This is a genomic window from Streptomyces zinciresistens K42 (assembly GCF_000225525.1).
In the GTDB taxonomy this organism is placed as follows: Bacteria; Actinomycetota; Actinomycetes; order Streptomycetales; family Streptomycetaceae; genus Streptomyces; species Streptomyces zinciresistens.
This window is the reverse complement of record NZ_AGBF01000023.1, coordinates 12,268-28,416: the sequence shown is the minus strand read 5'-3', so window position 1 is coordinate 28,416 and position 16,149 is coordinate 12,268. Positions and strand designations below refer to the sequence as shown.

The 16,149-nt window shown below is 73.2% G+C and carries 14 protein-coding genes; 13 read left to right on the top strand and 1 reads right to left on the bottom strand.

Annotated elements, in window-relative coordinates; genetic code table 11:
- Positions 1-3: 3 nt before the first annotated feature.
- From SZN_RS10545 to SZN_RS10490, 13 genes are all read left to right on the top strand, one after another.
- Positions 4-1,197: a cytochrome P450 gene (locus tag SZN_RS10545; protein WP_007494093.1), complete on the top strand. Its 1,194-nt coding sequence runs from the start codon at positions 4-6 to the stop codon at positions 1,195-1,197.
- The gene (locus tag SZN_RS10540; RefSeq protein ID WP_007494092.1) at positions 1,194-5,342 is read left to right on the top strand and encodes a non-ribosomal peptide synthetase; all 4,149 of its coding nucleotides are present in this window, start codon (positions 1,194-1,196) and stop codon (positions 5,340-5,342) included. Before SZN_RS10545 ends, SZN_RS10540 begins: the two co-directional genes overlap by 4 nt.
- The gene (locus SZN_RS10535; RefSeq protein WP_007494091.1) at positions 5,339-6,604 is read left to right on the top strand and encodes an FAD/NAD(P)-binding protein; all 1,266 of its coding nucleotides are present in this window, start codon (positions 5,339-5,341) and stop codon (positions 6,602-6,604) included. The genes SZN_RS10540 and SZN_RS10535 overlap by 4 nt, the downstream gene beginning before the upstream one ends.
- A gap of 1 nt (position 6,605) precedes the next feature.
- On the top strand, positions 6,606-7,892 hold the full coding sequence (locus SZN_RS10530) for a trans-sulfuration enzyme family protein (protein ID WP_007494090.1): 1,287 nt from the start codon (positions 6,606-6,608) through the stop codon (positions 7,890-7,892).
- Between the two features lie 13 nt (positions 7,893-7,905).
- Positions 7,906-9,078 carry an OsmC family protein gene (locus tag SZN_RS10525; protein ID WP_007494089.1) on the top strand — a complete coding sequence of 391 codons (1,173 nt, stop codon included), beginning with the start codon at positions 7,906-7,908 and terminating at the stop codon, positions 9,076-9,078.
- Positions 9,075-10,628 (top strand): AMP-binding protein, encoded by a 1,554-nt coding sequence (locus SZN_RS10520; RefSeq protein WP_007494088.1) that lies wholly within the window; start codon positions 9,075-9,077, stop codon positions 10,626-10,628. Before SZN_RS10525 ends, SZN_RS10520 begins: the two co-directional genes overlap by 4 nt.
- The gene (locus tag SZN_RS10515) at positions 10,625-11,560 is read left to right on the top strand and encodes a 3-oxoacyl-[acyl-carrier-protein] synthase III C-terminal domain-containing protein (RefSeq protein WP_007494087.1); all 936 of its coding nucleotides are present in this window, start codon (positions 10,625-10,627) and stop codon (positions 11,558-11,560) included. Before SZN_RS10520 ends, SZN_RS10515 begins: the two co-directional genes overlap by 4 nt.
- A gap of 22 nt (positions 11,561-11,582) precedes the next feature.
- Entirely contained in the window at positions 11,583-11,948 is a 366-nt protein-coding gene (locus SZN_RS10510) for a nuclear transport factor 2 family protein (protein WP_007494084.1), read from the top strand.
- Complete coding sequence (locus SZN_RS10505; RefSeq protein ID WP_007494082.1) at positions 11,945-12,868, top strand: 3-oxoacyl-[acyl-carrier-protein] synthase III C-terminal domain-containing protein; 924 nt, start codon at positions 11,945-11,947, stop codon at positions 12,866-12,868. The genes SZN_RS10510 and SZN_RS10505 overlap by 4 nt, the downstream gene beginning before the upstream one ends.
- Positions 12,869-12,883: 15 nt before the next feature.
- Positions 12,884-13,819, top strand: a complete 936-nt coding sequence (locus tag SZN_RS43155; RefSeq protein ID WP_007494080.1) for a cytochrome P450 — start codon at positions 12,884-12,886, stop codon at positions 13,817-13,819.
- A gap of 2 nt (positions 13,820-13,821) precedes the next feature.
- Complete coding sequence (locus SZN_RS43150; RefSeq protein ID WP_279627016.1) at positions 13,822-14,082, top strand: cytochrome P450; 261 nt, start codon at positions 13,822-13,824, stop codon at positions 14,080-14,082.
- 29 nt (positions 14,083-14,111) lie between these two features.
- On the top strand, positions 14,112-14,543 hold the full coding sequence (locus SZN_RS10495) for a hypothetical protein (RefSeq protein WP_007494076.1): 432 nt from the start codon (positions 14,112-14,114) through the stop codon (positions 14,541-14,543).
- Between the two features lie 118 nt (positions 14,544-14,661).
- A complete protein-coding gene (locus tag SZN_RS10490) occupies positions 14,662-15,390 on the top strand; it encodes a 4'-phosphopantetheinyl transferase family protein (RefSeq protein ID WP_007494075.1) in 729 nt (242 codons plus the stop codon).
- 137 nt (positions 15,391-15,527) lie between these two features.
- On the opposite strand, the gene SZN_RS10485 is transcribed toward SZN_RS10490, so the two are convergent.
- Complete coding sequence (locus SZN_RS10485; RefSeq protein WP_106432636.1) at positions 15,528-15,980, bottom strand: DUF5707 domain-containing protein; 453 nt, start codon at positions 15,978-15,980, stop codon at positions 15,528-15,530.
- Between the last annotated feature and the right edge of the window lie 169 nt (positions 15,981-16,149).

The window sequence follows — 16,149 nt, the reverse complement described above, 5'->3', positions numbered from 1 at the left end:
GGGATGAGGCACGTCGACTTCCTGTCCCCCGAACTCGGGGACGAGCTGTGGCGGGTGTTCGCCCGATGCCGCCGGGAGCGGCCCGTCACGTGGGTGCCGTCGGTCCGGATGTACTGCGTGTTCCGCCACGCCGACATCAAGACCTGCCTGACGAGCCCGGACTTCACCGTCGACTACCCCTTCAGGGTGTCGCGGCAGGTGTTCGGCCCGACACTGCTCGACTTCGACGGGCCGCGGCACACCCGGCTGCGCCGCGGACTGGGCAGCCTGCTCGTCGGGCGGGACGCCAACACGCCGTTCGCCGGACCGGTCGCCCGATGCGTCTCCGACGTCCTGGACGGACTGGCCGGCCGGGACGACGTCGACTTCGTGCCCGCGGTGGCACGGGCACTGCCGGAATCCGTGACCGCGGCCTTCCTCGGCATCCCGCGCGGGGAGCGGGACTGGGTGTTCGGCCACCTGCGCTACCTGCTGGCACACCTGGACGGCAGCAGCAGGGACTTCGCCGTCGCCACCGCACTCCGCCACGAGGTCCGCGACCTGGCCCGGCGCCTCCTGCGAGACCCGCACCAGGACGGCCGGACCGTCATCAGCCGGCTCGGCGCGCTCGTGCGGACCGGCGAGCTGGACCTGGAGGACGCGGTCGGCATGGTGCTGCTGGTGCTCGCCGCGGGCGTGGAGACCTCGACCGGGGTGCTCGCCAACACCATGGTCGCCCTGACCCGGTTCCCCGAGTGGCGCGCGAGGGGGCGCGCGGACGAGGCCGTACTCGGCAGGGTCGTGCGCGAGGCGATCCGCTGGCAGCCGCCGCAGATGGACACCGTGCGCTTCGCCCGCACCGACACCCGGCTGGCGGGCGTGCCGGTGGCCGCGGGCCGCCCGCTGAAGCTGCTGCTCGGCAGCGGCAACCGGGACGAGTCCGTGTTCGCGGACCCGGACGGCTTCCGGCCCGACCGGGAGGAACGGGCGGGCCTCAGCTTCGGCCACGGGCCGCACTCCTGCCTCGGTACCCACCTGGCGGTGGACCTGGCGACGCGGTTCTTCGCGGCCTTCCTGCGCAGGTTCCCCGACGCCGCCGTGGTCGGCACGCCACCCCGGATCGACGGATGGACCTTCCGGCAGCCGGCCGCGCTGCCGATGAGGCTCGGCGGGCCGGACCGCACGGCCGTGGCCGCGACGGAAGGCGGGCACCGATGAGCCAGGCCCCCACCTCCCGGCCCGAGGACACCAGGGAGCGGGTGCGCACGCTGTGGCGCGACGCGCTCGGCCTCGACGGCACCTGGTCCGAGCAGGCCACCTTCGTCGAACTCGGCGGGTACTCGCTGCTGGCCCTGTCGCTGGCCTCCCGCATCGGCGACGCCCTCGGGGTGGAGGTGCCGCGCACCCTGATCCTGGAGCACCAGACCTTCGCCGCGGTGACGGCCTGGCTGGAGCAACCCGGGGCCGGCGCACGCCACCCCGCGTCCGCGCCACCGGCCGACGCCCCCGGGCCCGCGGCACGGCAGGCCGAGGCGTTCCCGATGTCCGCGCTCCAACAGGCGTACCTGATCGGCGAGACCGGCGGATACGACCTCGCCCGCCCGGCGGTGTTCTGCGAGGACTACCGGGTGACCGAGTTCGACCTCCCGCGGTTCACCGCCGCGATCCTCACCCTGCTGCGCCGCCACGAGGCACTGCGCCTCGCGTTCCGCGCGGACGGCACCCAGCGGGTGCTGCCGCCACCGCAGCAACCGCCCCTGAGCTACCGGGACCTGCGGGGCATGGCGGACGGCGAGGCGGAAGCGGCACTGCGCCGCAGCCGCGCCGAACTGTCGGAGCGCGTTCCGGCGGCCGACTCCGGGACGGTGCTGTGGTTCCGGGTGTTCCGGCTCGCCGACGGCCACCGCGTCCAGGTCGCCGGCCGGCTCCTCGCGTTCGACGGCGCGTCCGGCGACCTCCTCGCCGACGAACTGCGCGCCCTGCTCGCCGGACGGCGGCTTCCCCCACTGCGCTACACCTACCGGGACTACCAGGTGGCACGCGCCGCGCGGCGGGCCTCCGGCGCCGACGCGGACAGCAGGCAGTACTGGCTGCGCCGCCTTCCCGAGCTGCCACCGGCTCCCGAACTTCCGCGCAGGAAGGGCGAGTCCACCGCGGCCGGCATGACCCGCCGCACCGCGGTGCTCGAACCGCACCAGTGGCGGACGTTCAAGGCCGGGGCCGCCGCGCACGGGGTCACCGTCACGGTCGCCTTGTGCGCGGCGTTCTGCGAGATACTCCGCAACTACAGCGCGGCACCGGACTTCACACTCAACGTGATGTACGGGGAGCGGCAGCCGCTGCACCCGGACGTGCCGCGTGTCCTCGGCAACTTCAGCGACACACTGCTGCTGGAGTGCCGGTCCGGGGCCGACACCTTCGCCGGCCGGGCCGCGTCGCTCGGCGCCCGGCTGGCCGCCGACCTGGCACACGGCGCGTACAGCGGGGTGGACGGCATCCGGGAGCTGAACAGCCGCCGCGGCGCCGCCAGTTCCCCCGCGATGCCGGTGGTGTTCGCCAGCGTCATCGGCGGCGGCACCAAGGACGGCGTCTTCCTGGAACGCCTGGGCTGGCGGCGGGTCGGCGGCGCCATCCACACCCCGCAGGTCAGTTTCGACCACCAGGTCTTCGACAGCGACGACCGCCTCGTCGCCAACTGGGACACCGTGGACGGGATCTACCCGCCCGGCCTGGTCGACGCGATGTTCGCCGACTACCGCGCCCTGCTGCACACCCTGTGCGGCACCCCCGAGGCGTGGCGGTCCGCCCGGCTCGTCGCCGCCCCGGCCGCGCAGCTCCACGTCCGGGCCGGGGTCAACGACACGGCCGTACCCGTGCCACCGACCACCCTGCACGAACCGGTCTTCGCCGTGGCCGACTCCACCCCCGACGCGCCCGCGGTCATCGCCCCCGACCGCACCCTCAGCTACGGCGAGCTGACCGACGCGGCGTCGACCGTCGCGCACGCGCTGCGCGCGGCCGGCTGCGAACCCGGCGACCTGGTCCTCGTACAGGCGGACCGCGGCTGGCGCCAAGTGGCCGCGCTGCTCGGTGTGCTGAGTACCGGCGCGGCGTACGTGCCGGTCGGCCCGCGGTGGCCGGCCGCCCGCATCCGGCAGGTGATCGACCGGGCCCGCCCCCGCTGCCTGCTCACCGACGACACCTCAGGCCCGCCCGCGGCGCCCGACCTGCCCCGCCTCGGCCTCGACCACGTGCTCGCCGGACGCTCCGCTCCACCGGGACGGGAGCAGCCTGCCGCGCCGCCGCCCCCGGTGAGCCCGGAGTCCCTCGCCTACGTGATCTTCACCTCCGGCACCACCGGCGAGCCGAAGGGCGTGATGATCCGGCACCAGAGCGCCGCGAACACCCTCGCCGACCTGCTGACCCGGTTCGGCATCGGACCGGACGACCGGGTGCTCGCGCTGTCGGAGGCCACCTTCGACCTGTCCGTGTTCGACGTCTTCGGCACCCTGGCCGCAGGCGGCACGGTGGTCGTGCCGCGGGACGGCGCGGCCCGTGACCCCGCCGCGCTGCACGAGACGTGCGCCGCCGCGCGGGTCACCGTGTGGAACAGCGTCCCCGCCCACCTCGGCATGCTGCTGGACTACCGGGAGGCCGCAGGCCGCCCGGACCTGCCGACGCTGCGACTGGCCATGGTCAGCGGCGACTGGGTGCCGGTCAACCTCGGCGACCGGCTCGCCGCGACCCTGCCCCGGGTCCGGCTGGTCAGCCTCGGCGGCGCCACCGAGGCGTCGATCTGGTCGAACTGGTACCCGGTGCCGCGTCCGGTGCCGGCCGAGTGGACCAGCGTCCCGTACGGACACCCCCTGGCCAACCAGGGCTTCCGCGTGCTGGACGCGCACCTGGCCGACCGCCCGGACTGGGTGCCCGGCGACCTCTACATCACCGGCCGCGGCCTGGCCGACGGGTATCTCAACGACCCGGAACTGACGAAGGCGGCCTTCCTCACCCACCCGTCGGACGGCACCCGCCTCTACCGGACCGGCGACCGCGCCCGCTACTGGCCCGACGGCACGCTGGAGTTCCTCGGCCGCCGCGACGGCCAGGTGAAGGTGAACGGCATGCGGGTCGAACTGAGCGAGGTGGAGTCCGCGCTGCTCGACGAGCCCGGGGTGCGCGCCGCGGCGGCCGTCGTCCGCAGGGACCTGCGCGGCGGCGGCCTCGTCGGACACGTCGCGCTGGACGCGCCCGGCGCCCGGCACCCCGACGACCTCCTCGCCGCCCTGCGCACCCGGTTGCCCGACTACCTGGTGCCCGTCTCGCTGGTCGTGCACGAGCACCTCCCGCTGACCGCCAACGGCAAGGTGGACCGGGCCCGGATGGCCGCACACCGGGCCGAACCCGCGGCCGCCGCCGTGGCGCCCGCCGGCCCGGCCGAAGCGGCCCTCCTGGAACTGTGGCGCCAACTCGTCCCGGTCCGCGGCGTGCTGGACGACTTCTTCGCCAGCGGAGGCCACTCGGTGTCCGCCGCCGTCCTGCTGAACAGGGTCGAGCGCGAGTTCGGCGTCCGGCTGCCGCTGGCCACCCTCCACCGGCAGCGCACCGTCCGGGACCTGGCCGCCGTGCTCGCCCGCCACACCGCGTCGACCACCGTCACGTACATGGACGGCGCCGGCGAACCCCTGGTGCTGATCCACCCGGTCGGCGGCGACGTGCTGTGCTACCGGCCGCTGGTGCGCGAACTGGCCGCCGACCACGCGGTGTACGCGATCGCCGCCGACACCGGCACCACCGGCGAGCACACCGTGCCGAGCATGGCCGAGCGCTATCACGCCCGCATCCGTGCGGAGTTGCCCGACAGACGCGTACGGCTGGTCGGTTGGTCGTACGGGGCGGCCGTCGCCTACGAGACGGCCCGGCTCGCCGAGGGCGCCTGGCCCGTGGTGATGCTCGACCCCTGGCTGCCGGCCCGGCCCGGCAGCCGCCCGGCCGAAGCCGAACTGCGGCGCTCCTTCGCCCGCGACCTCTCCGGCGGACAGCACGACGACTCCGACGACCCGGACGGCCCCGACCTCTCCGACACCGTCCTCACCGCCCTGTTCGACCGCTACCGGAGCAACGCCGTCGCCCTGTCCGACTACCGGTTCACCCCCGATCCGAAGCAGCCGGTCACCGTCGTCACGGCCGAGGACGGCTTCGGCACCGCCCGCCCGCGGCACCTGGTACCGCTCCGTTGCGCCGTGGACCCGGCCGCGCTCCCCGGAGCACGCTGGCACACCCTCACCGGGGACCACTTCAGCGTCGTGCGGCCCGCCCGCGCGGCCGAGGTGGCCGCGCTGATCCGACGGGCGGTACACGGATGATCCCCCTGGTACAGGTCGTCGGGTTCGGACCCGCCACCCTCGGGCTGCCCCTGGCCGCCGACCGCATGGGCGAGCTGGACCGCTTCGCCGCGCAGGGCATGGCGTTCGTCGAGCGCGCCCTCGGCCCCGCCGTGCTGCGCGCCAACCGCTTCCCCTTCCTGATCGAGTCCAACTCCCCGGCCCGCGACTTCGTCGCCGGCGTCGATCCCGCAGGCCGGTTCGGCGGCGTCCTGGACCGCCCGGCCGGACGCGAACTGGTCGAGCACGGCGAACGGCGAGTGCCGCTCCGGCACGTCGGCGCGTACCTGGCCGACCTGGCGGACGAGATCACCGGCTGGCTCCACGCCCACACCGGCCAGATCAGATACGGGCGCGAGGTGCGCAGGGTCCGGCGCAACGCCGACGGCACCTTCACCAGCCTCTGCACCGCCGGCCGGCCGGTGCTGCGCAGCCACGCGGTCGTACTGGCCACCGGCGCCGCCGAGGACACCGCACGGCACGGAGTACCCGGCGACCGGCTGGTGCCGTCCGCCCGGCTGCTGGCGGGCGACGTCGACCAGGTCGCCCACGCGGTCCGGGCGGGCCGCCCGGTCGCGATCCTCGGCGGCTCGCACAGCGGGTTCGCCGCGGCCGACCTGGTGCTCACCCGGCACGGCGGCGCGGTGCGGCCGGGCCAGATCACCGTGGTGCACCGGGAGATCGCGCTGGGCTTCGCCAGCGTCGCCGAACTCGCCGCAGCCGGGCCGCTCCCCGGCACGCCACCCCTGAAGCCACCGGTGATCTGCCCGCAGACCGGTGCGGTGAACCGGTTCACCGGTCTGCGCGGCGCCGCCCGACGGCTGTGCATGGCCGTCCTGGCCCGCGCGGAGGACCGCGTCCGGCTGTGCCCGGCCGGCACCGACGAGGCACGGCAGGCACTCGCCCGCGCCGCGGTCGTCGTGCACGCCGGCGGCTACCGCGGCACCGCCCCCGAGGTCGTCGGCGCCGACGGCACGCCCGTCCCCCTGCGACGCGAGCACGGCCGTATCGCCGTCGACGAGGCGTGCCGGGTCCTCGGACCGCACGGGCCGGTCGCGGGCGTCCACGGACTGGGCATCGGCTTCGCGCGGAGGGACGACGACGGCGAACGGCGCGCCGCCATCAACGTGTTCCACGGCCGCGACGCCGAGGACATCGTCAGAAGCCTCCTGGGACGGGCTTCGCCCCTGACACCGGCGACGACACCGCCGAGCGCACCAGCGACGACGAGGAAGGGACAGTGACGTGGCCAAAGCCATCGGTGACACCGCGGGACCGGGGGAGGACCGGCCCTGGTCGAACAGCCTCGGGCGGGGCCGGGTGCCGGGGCCGCGACTGCCCCAGCAGCGGGTCTTCGACGACGTGGTCGGACCCAGCACCCAGAGCGTCCACAGCGGGACGTACATCGACCCGGTGACCGGCGCGGTCGGCACGCCGATCTTCACGAGCAGCACCTTCGAGTTCAACGAGCACACCTACGGCGCCTTCGACCAGGGCCACATCCGGGACGTACCGATCTACGGCCGCTACGGCAGCCCCAACCAGTGGGTGGTCCAGGAGAAGGTCGCCGCCCTCGAGAACGCGGAGAGCGCGGTGGTGTTCGCCTCCGGCATGGCGGCCATCACCACGACCCTGCTCGCCCTGACCAACCGCGGCGGACACATCGTCACCTCCCGCGACGTCTACGGCGGCAGCTACAACCTGCTGCGCGAGGACATGTACCAGCTCGGCCGCGACGTCACGTTCGCCGACGCGACCAGCATGGACGCGATCGTCGCGGCCGTCCGGCCGCAGACCCAGGTGCTGTTCTTCGAGACACTGACCAACCCGCTGCTCAAAGCGCTGCCGCTGGCCGAACTCGGTGAGTACGCCGAGCGCAACCACCTCCTGCTGGTCGTCGACAACACCTTCCTCACGCCGTACTGCCTGCGCCCGCTGGAACTGGGCGCGCACGTGGTGATCCACAGCGCGACCAAGTACCTGGGCGGCCACAGCGACGTCACCGCGGGACTCGCGGTCGGCTCCCGCAAGTACATGGACCGGCTGTGGAAGCAGATGCTGAAGTTCGGCGGCTCCATCGACGCCTTCCCCTGCTTCCTCCTCGAACGCGGCCTGAAAACCCTCGCGTTGCGGATGAGGGCGCACGTCGCGAACGCGGACGCGCTCGCGGCGTTCCTCGCCGGGCACCCGAAGGTGCGCACCGTGCACCACCCGTCGCTGCCCGACTACGGCTACCCGGCGATCCGGGAGATCTGCCGCGACGGCTTCGGCGGCATGGTCAGCTTCGAGGTCGCGGGCGGCGACGAGGCCGCCCTGAAACTCCTCGAACGGCTCACCATCCCCCAGGTGGCCACCAGCCTCGGCGGGGTGGAGTCACTGGTCAGCCTGCCGTTCAACACCTCGCACAGCTTCCTCACCGAGGCACAGCGCCGCGACATCGGCATCGAACCGGGACTGGTGCGCCTCTCGGCCGGCGTGGAGGACACCGCCGACCTGATCGCGGACATCGACCAGGCCCTCAACGGAATCTGAAGGTGGATCACCTATGCGCAACGGGCTCGACATCAGCGGCGCATCCGAGTTGGTGCACGAGATCGGCGACAAGCCCATCGAGGCGGTGATCGACTTCAACGCCACCGCCGTGCCGGGACTGCACGGCGCGCAGGTCAGCATCCGGACCGCCCACCACGGCACCCAGCGGATGGCCCGCTCCTTCCGGATCCCGTTCACCGAGGACAGCGCCCGTCCGCTCGGCGGCCTGTCCTCCCACGAGGCCGCGGTGGCCGCGCTCGGCGCCTGTGTGCTCATCACCCATGTGCACGGCTACTCCGCCCGCGGAGTGACGATCACCTCGCTCCGGCTCACGGTGACCGCCGCGGTCGACGTGGACGCCCGGGGCCGGTGGGCCGGCGGCGACAGGGCACTTCACGACGTGCGCTACCTCGTCGAGGCGGACTGCGACGGCCCCGCGGACAGCGTCAGGGAGGTCAGCCAGTTCGTCACCTGCTTCAGCCCCAACCACCGGGCGTTCCTCGACGAGGGCGGCTACCGGCTGGCCGCGGTGGCGGTACGACCCGACGGCACACCGGACGCCGTCGAACTCGACCAGGCCGCCCCCACGCCGGCCGCCCCCGGCGCCACCCGGCTCGACCTGACCGCCGAACTCACCTGGGAGTACGGCGTACAGGCCACCGCCACGACCACCTTCGCCCCCGGCGCGCAGGCCCGCCGCGAGCGACCGGCGCTGGTCGTGGACCAGTCCAAGCAGATGCTCGGCCTCGACTCCGGCCCCAACCCGCAGGAACTGCTGCTCGCCGCCGTCTCCGCCGACCTCACCCACCAGGTGCACGCCGAGGCCGCCGAGCACGGCATCACCCTGGCCGGCGCCGAAGTCGAGTCCTCCGGGCGGCTCGACATCCGCGGCATGCTCAACGTGTCGCCGGACATCCCCGCCCGCTTCCACAACCTCCGGTTCCTGGTACGCGCCGACACCGGGGCCGGGGCCGATCTGGCCGGCCTGGTGCGCCGGGCCGCGGCCCGCAACGTCCTGCTGGCCACCCTCCTGCGCGCCAACTCCGTGGAGGTGGAGGTGCGTACACCAGACGGCGAGCCGACCGGCTTCACCAGCGACGCCGGCCAGGTCGCCGCCTTCCTCACCGAAGTGGCCCGCAGGCAGGCGGCGGCCGCGGCCAACAACGCGCTGAGCGGCCAGCGGTGACCGAGCCGGGCGCCGGGCTGCCCCGCCTCTTCCACACCTACCTGCTCGCACGCGCCGCCGAGCGGGGACCGGCGCCCGCGGTCAGCTCGGCCCGGCTCACCCTGAGCTACACCGAACTGGCCGCGCTCACCGAGGAGTACGCCACCACGCTCGACGAGCACGGCCTCAGAGCCGGCGACGTGGCGGTGCTGGAGCTGTCACCGAGACCCGAGGCCGTCGCGCTGATGGCCGCCGCCGCCAGCCGCGCCGTGATCTTCGTCAACATGAGCCCCGACCTGCCCGCGGCACGCAAGGCACACCTGCTGCACCGGGTCGGTGCCGCCGCCCACATCGGCGTCACCGCACCGCGGGACAGCCCCTGCGCGGTGACCGGAGCCCTCACCGACGACAGCCGCCTGCACCTGACGGGCGGCATCCCGGCCCGGACCGCGCCGCGGCCCCCGGCCGAACACGACCTCGCCTACCTCGTGTTCACCTCCGGCTCCACCGGGATGCCGAAGGGCATCATGATGTCGCACCGGGCCGTGGTGTCCTTCTGGCTCGGGTTCCGCGGGTTCGGCGTCGCGCCCGGAGTCCGGCTGGGGAGCATGGCACCCCTGCAGTTCGACTTCTCCCTCCTCGACCTCGGCATGGCACTCGGCGCGGGCGGCACCCTGGTGCAGATGTCCCGACTGCTCGCCCAGCAGCCGGCCGGCTTCGTCCGGGCCCTGCGACGCCACCGGGTGGCGCAGATGAACGGGGTCCCCGCCATCTGGCGCGCCCTGCTGGCCGACGCCCACCTCGAAAGGCTGGCCGACACCCCGCTCGACACCGTGCTGTACGCCGGCGAGGGATTCCCCGTCGGGGGACTGCGCGCCCTGCGCGCCGCCAAGCCCGGACTGCGGCTCGTCAACGGATTCGGCCACTCCGAGTCGATCGCCTGCGCCTACCACGTGCTCGGTGACGTCCTCGCCGACCCGCACGGACGCGTCCCGTTCGGCGAGCGGGCCATCGACGGGATGCGCATGTACCTGGTGGACGAGGAAGGCGCCGTGATCACCGAACCCGGCCGCGTCGGCGAACTCCACGTCGAGGGCGACGCGTTGTTCAGCGGCTACTGGCAGGACACCGCGACCACCGCGGCCGCGCTGGTGCCCAGCCCGCTGTCCGGGCCGGGCGTGCGCGCGTTCCGCTCCCGCGACCTCGCCTACACCGACGAGGCCGGACAGCACCACTTCCACTCCCGCGCCGACACCCAGATCAAACTCCTCGGCCACCGCATCGAGTTGGAGGAGATCGACCTGCACCTGCACACCCACCCCGCGGTGGCGGCCGCGGCCACCGTCCTCGACACCTCCGGCGAGGAACCCCGGCTGGTCTCGTACGTCCTGCCCACACCCGGCCACGACCTGGACAGCGGACGGCTCGACGCCGCACTGCGGCCGCACTGCGCGCAGACCCTCCCGCGCTACATGGTCCCCGCCCGATTCGCCCTCGTCGCACACCTGCCGACCACGGTCAACGGCAAGATCGACCGTGCCGCCCTGCCGGCCGGGGAGCGGACCGGATGAGCGCCCCCGCGGTCGTGGTGAACGGGGTCAGCCACCGCAACGGCCGGTGGCACGACCTCGTCGACCTCACCGAGCGCGGGCTCGCCGACCTCGCCGACCTCGCCGCCCTGAGCCGCGGCGGACTGAGCCGCTACTCGGTCTTCGACAGACCCGTACGGGAGTACTTCGCCGACTGCGCCTCCGACTCCCTGCACACCGCCGGTGTCGAACCGTCCACCGTGGACGCCGCGCTGTTCTTCTCCTCCACCTTCTCCAGCTACGACGACCACGGCGACCTGACCGCCCTCTGCCGCGAGCTGGGCATGCAAAAGGCCCTGCCCGTCGGCCTGTTCCAGGCCCAGTGCAGCAACTTCTCCTACGCCCTGATGATCGCCGCGTCCCTGATCCGCACCCAGGGCATGCGCACCGTCCTGCTGCTCGGCGCGGACGCCCTGGACGAGAGCCGCGCCGGCCGACTCCTTCCGGCAGCCGCGTCGGTGTTCAGCGACACCGTCCTGAGCTGCGTGGTCAGCACCGACGCGACGGACGGGTACGCGGTCGAACACATCGGCCACCAGGTCGAACACGAACTGTCGGCGCTCGATCCCGTGCAGCACACGCTACGGTTCATGGACCTGTTCGCGGCCCGGCTGGAGCGACTGTGCGCCGACACCTACGCCCGTACCGGTGCCGGTCCACAGGACTTCAGCCACCTGGTGCTCGCGAACCTCGCCCTGCCGGTACTGCGCAACTACGCGGGGGTCGCCGACATCCCGTTCGCCCGGGTGCCCACCGGAAACATCGCCGCCTTCGGGCACTGCTTCGCCTACGACCAGCTCATCACCCTGGCGACACTCGCCGAAGCCGAAGAGATCAGCGCGGGCCAACTCGCCCTCGTCCTCGGCATCGGCGCCAACCACCTGTTCAGCTCGACCGTCCTGCGCAAGCTCTGACGGAGATACGGAGAACGTGACCATGCAGTGGAGCGAGCAGGAGGCGGTGGCCTTCGTCGAACACCACATCGACGTCTGGAACAAGCACGACCTGGAGGAGATCCTCCAGCTGTACTCCGACGACGTCGAGTTGGTGTCCCCGTTCGCCGGGCAGGTCGTCGGCAGCGACGTGGTCCGCGGCCGGGAGGGCCTGCGCGCGTACTTCGGCACCGCCCTCGCCAGGAACCCCGACCTGCGGTTCGAGACCGTCGACGTCCTGCGCTGCGTCGACAGCGTCACGATCTACATGCGCAGCGTCGGAGGCCGCATGGTGGCCGAGGTCCTCTTCGTCGACGACGACCGGCTGATCACCAGGGTACTGGCGCACTACACCTGTCGCACGCCGTGACCGAGGCCATGCTGTCCGAACCCGCCTACGCGCTCGGCCGGTTGGTCCCCGTCGAGGAGGTCACCGGCCGGCCCGCGCTGGGCGCGCGGCTGCGCGAGTACGGGTTCGGCACCTGCTCGGTCGCCGACCGGCCGCCGTCCCGACTGGCCGCGGCCGCGGTGGCCGAGCTGCTGCCGCGCCGCGGCCTCACCGGCACCGACGTGGACGCGGTGGTGTACGCCACGTGCGGCCACCGCGGCGAACAGACCGGCGACCGGGACGTACGGGCCGGGCTGGACCGGCTCGGGCTGAACGGCGCCCGCCTGTACGGCGTGTGGCTGGGCGAGTCGGGCAACCTCGCCGGCGCCCTCCGCCTCGCACACGCGCTGCTGCGGACCACGGACGCGCGCACCGTCCTCGTGGTCGTGGCCGACGCGGTGCCCGAACGCCCGGGGGAGTACCGGGCGATGCCGAACGCGGTCACCGTCAACGGCGACGGCGCGGCCGCCTGCCTGCTGTCCACGGTGCACCGCGGACCGTACGCACTGGAGGGCGTCGGACACCGCGCGCGCCCGGCGGCGGCCGCCGCCGGACGCGCCACGGGCCTGCGGGAGTACCTGGCGTTCATGGCGGGGGTGCGCGGCGCGCTCACCGCGCTCCACCGCACGTCCGGCACCGGGCCGCACTCCTACCAGTGGCTGGTGGCCAACAACTACAGCACCTCCCACCTGGACGACTTCGCCGACCTGGCGGGGCTGCCCCACGACAGGGTCTTCCGCGGCAACGTGGCCCGGCACGGCCATGTGTTCACCGCGGACGGCCTGATCAACCTGGCCGCCCTCACCGGCACGGCCGAAGTCACCGCCGGGGACCGGGTCCTCGTGCTGTCCACCGGCCCCTTCAGCTGGGGCGCCATCGGATTGCGGCGAATCGAGAACTGACGAAGGGCAGAAGCCATGCAGATCACCGAGGACTTCCTGCGCGACCCGTACCCGGTCTACGCCGGTATGCGCGCGTCGGCACCCGTCCACCTCTCCGACGCGAACACCGGGCGGACCTGGTTCGTACCGCGCTACGCCGACGTGATCGACGTGCTGCGCGACGACAGGTTCTCGGCGGCGCTGAAGGCGCCCGGCTTCATCAACCAGTTCCCGCCCGAACAACGCGCCGAGTTCCAGCCCTTCAACCGGTCCGTCGCGGGCTGGGTGGTGCTGCAGGACCCACCGGCCCACCGCCGGCTGCGCCAGCTCATGAACAAGGGCTTCACCCGGCAGCTGGTGGCCACACTGAGACCGAAGGTCACCGAGATCGCCGCCGGACTGATCCACGACATGGCCGAGCGGCGGTCGGGGGACTTCATGACCGACTTCGCCCAGCCCTTCCCGGCCGCGGTGATCGCCACCATGTTCGGGGTGCCGACGGCCGACCTGAGCACGTTCATCTCCTGGTCGGACGACATCGTCCTGTTCGCCGGCTCGTTGCGGCCCACACCGCAGGTCGCCAGATCCGCCCAGCACGGGCTGCTGTCCATGACCGAGTTCTTCCGCGCGCTGCTGCCGCAACGGCGGGCCGACCCCGGCGACGACGTGATCAGCCTGCTGGTGAGTGTCCGGGAGAACGGCGAACAGCTCACGGACGAGCAGGTGTTGGCCAACTGCGCCCAACTCATCGTGGCCGGACACGAGACGACCCGGAACCTGGTGGCCAACGGCCTGTGGACGCTGCTGAACCACCCCGACCAGCTGGAGAAGCTGAAAGCCGACCCGTCCCTCATGACCAGCGCCATCCGGGAGATGATGCGCTTCGAGAGCCCACTGCAGTTCGTCCGCAGGGTGGCGCGCGAGGACTTCACCCACCTGGGCGCCCGGATCAAGGCACACACGGCGTGGTGACCATGCTGGGCTCGGCCAACCGCGACCCCGAGGTCTTCACGGACCCCGACCGCTTCGACGTCACCCGCAATCCGACCGGCCATGTCGCGCTCGGATACGGTCCCCACGTCTGCCTCGGCGCGGCGCTGGCCGAGATGGAGACCGAGGTGGCGCTCAGCCTGCTTCTCGACAGGTTCCCCGATCTCAGGGCGGCGGACACCGAGCCGAAGCGGGTGATGAACCCGATGCTGCGCGGATTCGCCGAACTGCGCCTGGCCTGGTGACCGGCGTACGGACGGGCGCTGAAGTCACCGTGACCGCGGCGCCGGACGCCGACCCTGTCGCCCTCGCCGGGGCGGCCGTACGCGGACTGCTGGACACGGCACCGCTCGATCCGGCCGGGGTCCCCCTTCTCGTGGTGGGCTGCGCCGACCCGGCCGACTGGCCGCGGTCCACCGAATCCGCCCTGCTCGACGGCGAGTTCGCGGCCGACGTGGTGCGTCGGGTGCTCGTCGGCAACGGTCTGGTGGCCGCCGTGCCGCTCGGCGTCTCCCTGGACCCCGCCCGCGTCGAGGACCTGGCAGGCGAAGCCGCGGCCGCGCTCGTGACCGCCGAGGGCCTGGACTGCGCGCTGGTGGTGACGACGTCCGTCCGCGACGGGAGGCTCATCGCCACCGCCGCCGCACTGCACCCTGCTTCCCCCGACGAACCCGTCGACCGAGAAGGGGCGAGCGTCCCTTCCTGACCGGTGGTGGGCGGACAGGGCCGCCGGCTGGGATTTGTTGGGCTTTGTGTGGGGTTCCGGTCGGGCTCGGCCGGGCGTGAGGAGTCGAGCGTGGACGACACGGGGAGGGAGGCGCTGCGTGACCGACTCACTGGCCGTGGTGGCGCGTACGGACGAGGTGCTGCGGCATCCGCTGGCAGGCCCGCACCTGCTGAACGAGGCGGAGCGGACGCGGCTCGCGCGGTTCCGCCGGGAAGGAGCGCGCAGGGACTTCATCGCCGCGCACACCCTGGTCCGGCTCTGTGCGGGGCAGTTGCTCCACGCAGCCCCGACGGCGCTGGCCTTCGCCCAGTACTGCCCGGACTGCCACGGAACCGACCACGGCCGGCCGCTGCTCACCGACCGGCCGGACGTCCACGTGAGCCTGTCGCACACGGACGGCGTGGTGGCCGCCGCCGCCGGTCACGTCCCGGTGGGCATCGACGTGGAGCGCAGCGGACGCAGCCGCGGCATCGAGGTCATGCACCGCGTACTCACCGCCGCCGAGGTCGACTTGGTGACCCGGCACCGGGACCCGCACTTCGCGTTCCTCCGCCAGTGGGTCCGCAAGGAGGCGCTCATCAAGACAGGCCGTACGACCATGGACTCACTCGGAGCACTCGATCTCTCCGCCCTTCCGCTGGACGCGGACCGGACACCCCTGCGCTTCGAGGACATCCACGTCACGGACCTGACGGATCGTCAACGAGGCGCCCTGGCAACGGCGGTCAGTGTCGGGCCACCACAGGCGTCCGTGCGCTGGCTGACGGGGTGCGCCGACTTCGGTGGTGACACTCGGGAGGGACGTGTGGAGCCGAGCGCGGGGTGAACCGTGGGGTGGAGGCGGAAATCTCCGGCACAGGTCCGCGGTGCGGCCCGACGGCGGTCCGGTACAGGTCCGCGGTGCGGCCGGACGGCGGTGAGGGTGGCCCGCTCCCGGCCGCGGACGAGACGCGGCGAGGGGGTTCAGCGCACGGTGAAGTCCGCGGCCCGGGTGTCCAGCGTGGTGCTGCCGTCAGTGCCCGTGGCGAGAACCGCCACACGCCAGGGGCCCTTCGGGGACGACTTCGACTCGGCGGCGGTCACCTTGACGGAGTAGGTGCAGCGGGCGGTGTCCTTGCCTGCGGGCACGCAGTCCGCCGACTCCACCGAGGCCATCTCCTTCGCGGTCGGCCCCTTCTCGGCGACGGAGGAACCCGCCGGATAGGCGAGCACGCGCACGTTCTTGACGCCGGAGGACGCCGTGACCTCGGTCGTGAAGGTGAGCGAGCCGTCCCGGCCGCCGTCGGGTGCGGTGTAGCGGGCCGTGCTCTGGGCCAGGGCGGGCGGCTGGTCCCCGGCGTAGGCGAGGGCGAAGGCTCCGGCGCCGCCCACGACGACGACACCGGCGGCCAGGGACAGGGCAACACGACGGGACATGAGGTACTCCATAACGGTCTCGATGGTGTGGAGCCGGCGCGCTCTCGGCTGCGCCGCTGCACCGATACTCGCCGCGCGTGGCTGCCCCGGGCATGAGTACCGGTACTCAACTCGATCTAGGCACAGGTGGATTGACGCGGGGGCGCCTCCCCGGTGATCTGTGGCTGCC

Bases quoted from the DNA above. Each gene is read 5' to 3' on its own strand.
- SZN_RS10545 (WP_007494093.1), top strand. From the start codon at position 4: ATGAGGCACGTCGACTTCCTGTCCCCCGAACTCGGGGACGAGCTGTGG.
- SZN_RS10540 (WP_007494092.1), top strand. From the start codon at position 1,194: ATGAGCCAGGCCCCCACCTCCCGGCCCGAGGACACCAGGGAGCGGGTG.
- SZN_RS10535 (WP_007494091.1), top strand. From the start codon at position 5,339: ATGATCCCCCTGGTACAGGTCGTCGGGTTCGGACCCGCCACCCTCGGG.
- SZN_RS10525 (WP_007494089.1), top strand. From the start codon at position 7,906: ATGCGCAACGGGCTCGACATCAGCGGCGCATCCGAGTTGGTGCACGAG.
- SZN_RS10515 (WP_007494087.1), top strand. From the start codon at position 10,625: ATGAGCGCCCCCGCGGTCGTGGTGAACGGGGTCAGCCACCGCAACGGC.
- SZN_RS10510 (WP_007494084.1), top strand. From the start codon at position 11,583: ATGCAGTGGAGCGAGCAGGAGGCGGTGGCCTTCGTCGAACACCACATC.
- SZN_RS43155 (WP_007494080.1), top strand. From the start codon at position 12,884: ATGCAGATCACCGAGGACTTCCTGCGCGACCCGTACCCGGTCTACGCC.
- SZN_RS43150 (WP_279627016.1), top strand. From the start codon at position 13,822: ATGCTGGGCTCGGCCAACCGCGACCCCGAGGTCTTCACGGACCCCGAC.
- SZN_RS10485 (WP_106432636.1), bottom strand. From the start codon at position 15,980: ATGTCCCGTCGTGTTGCCCTGTCCCTGGCCGCCGGTGTCGTCGTCGTG.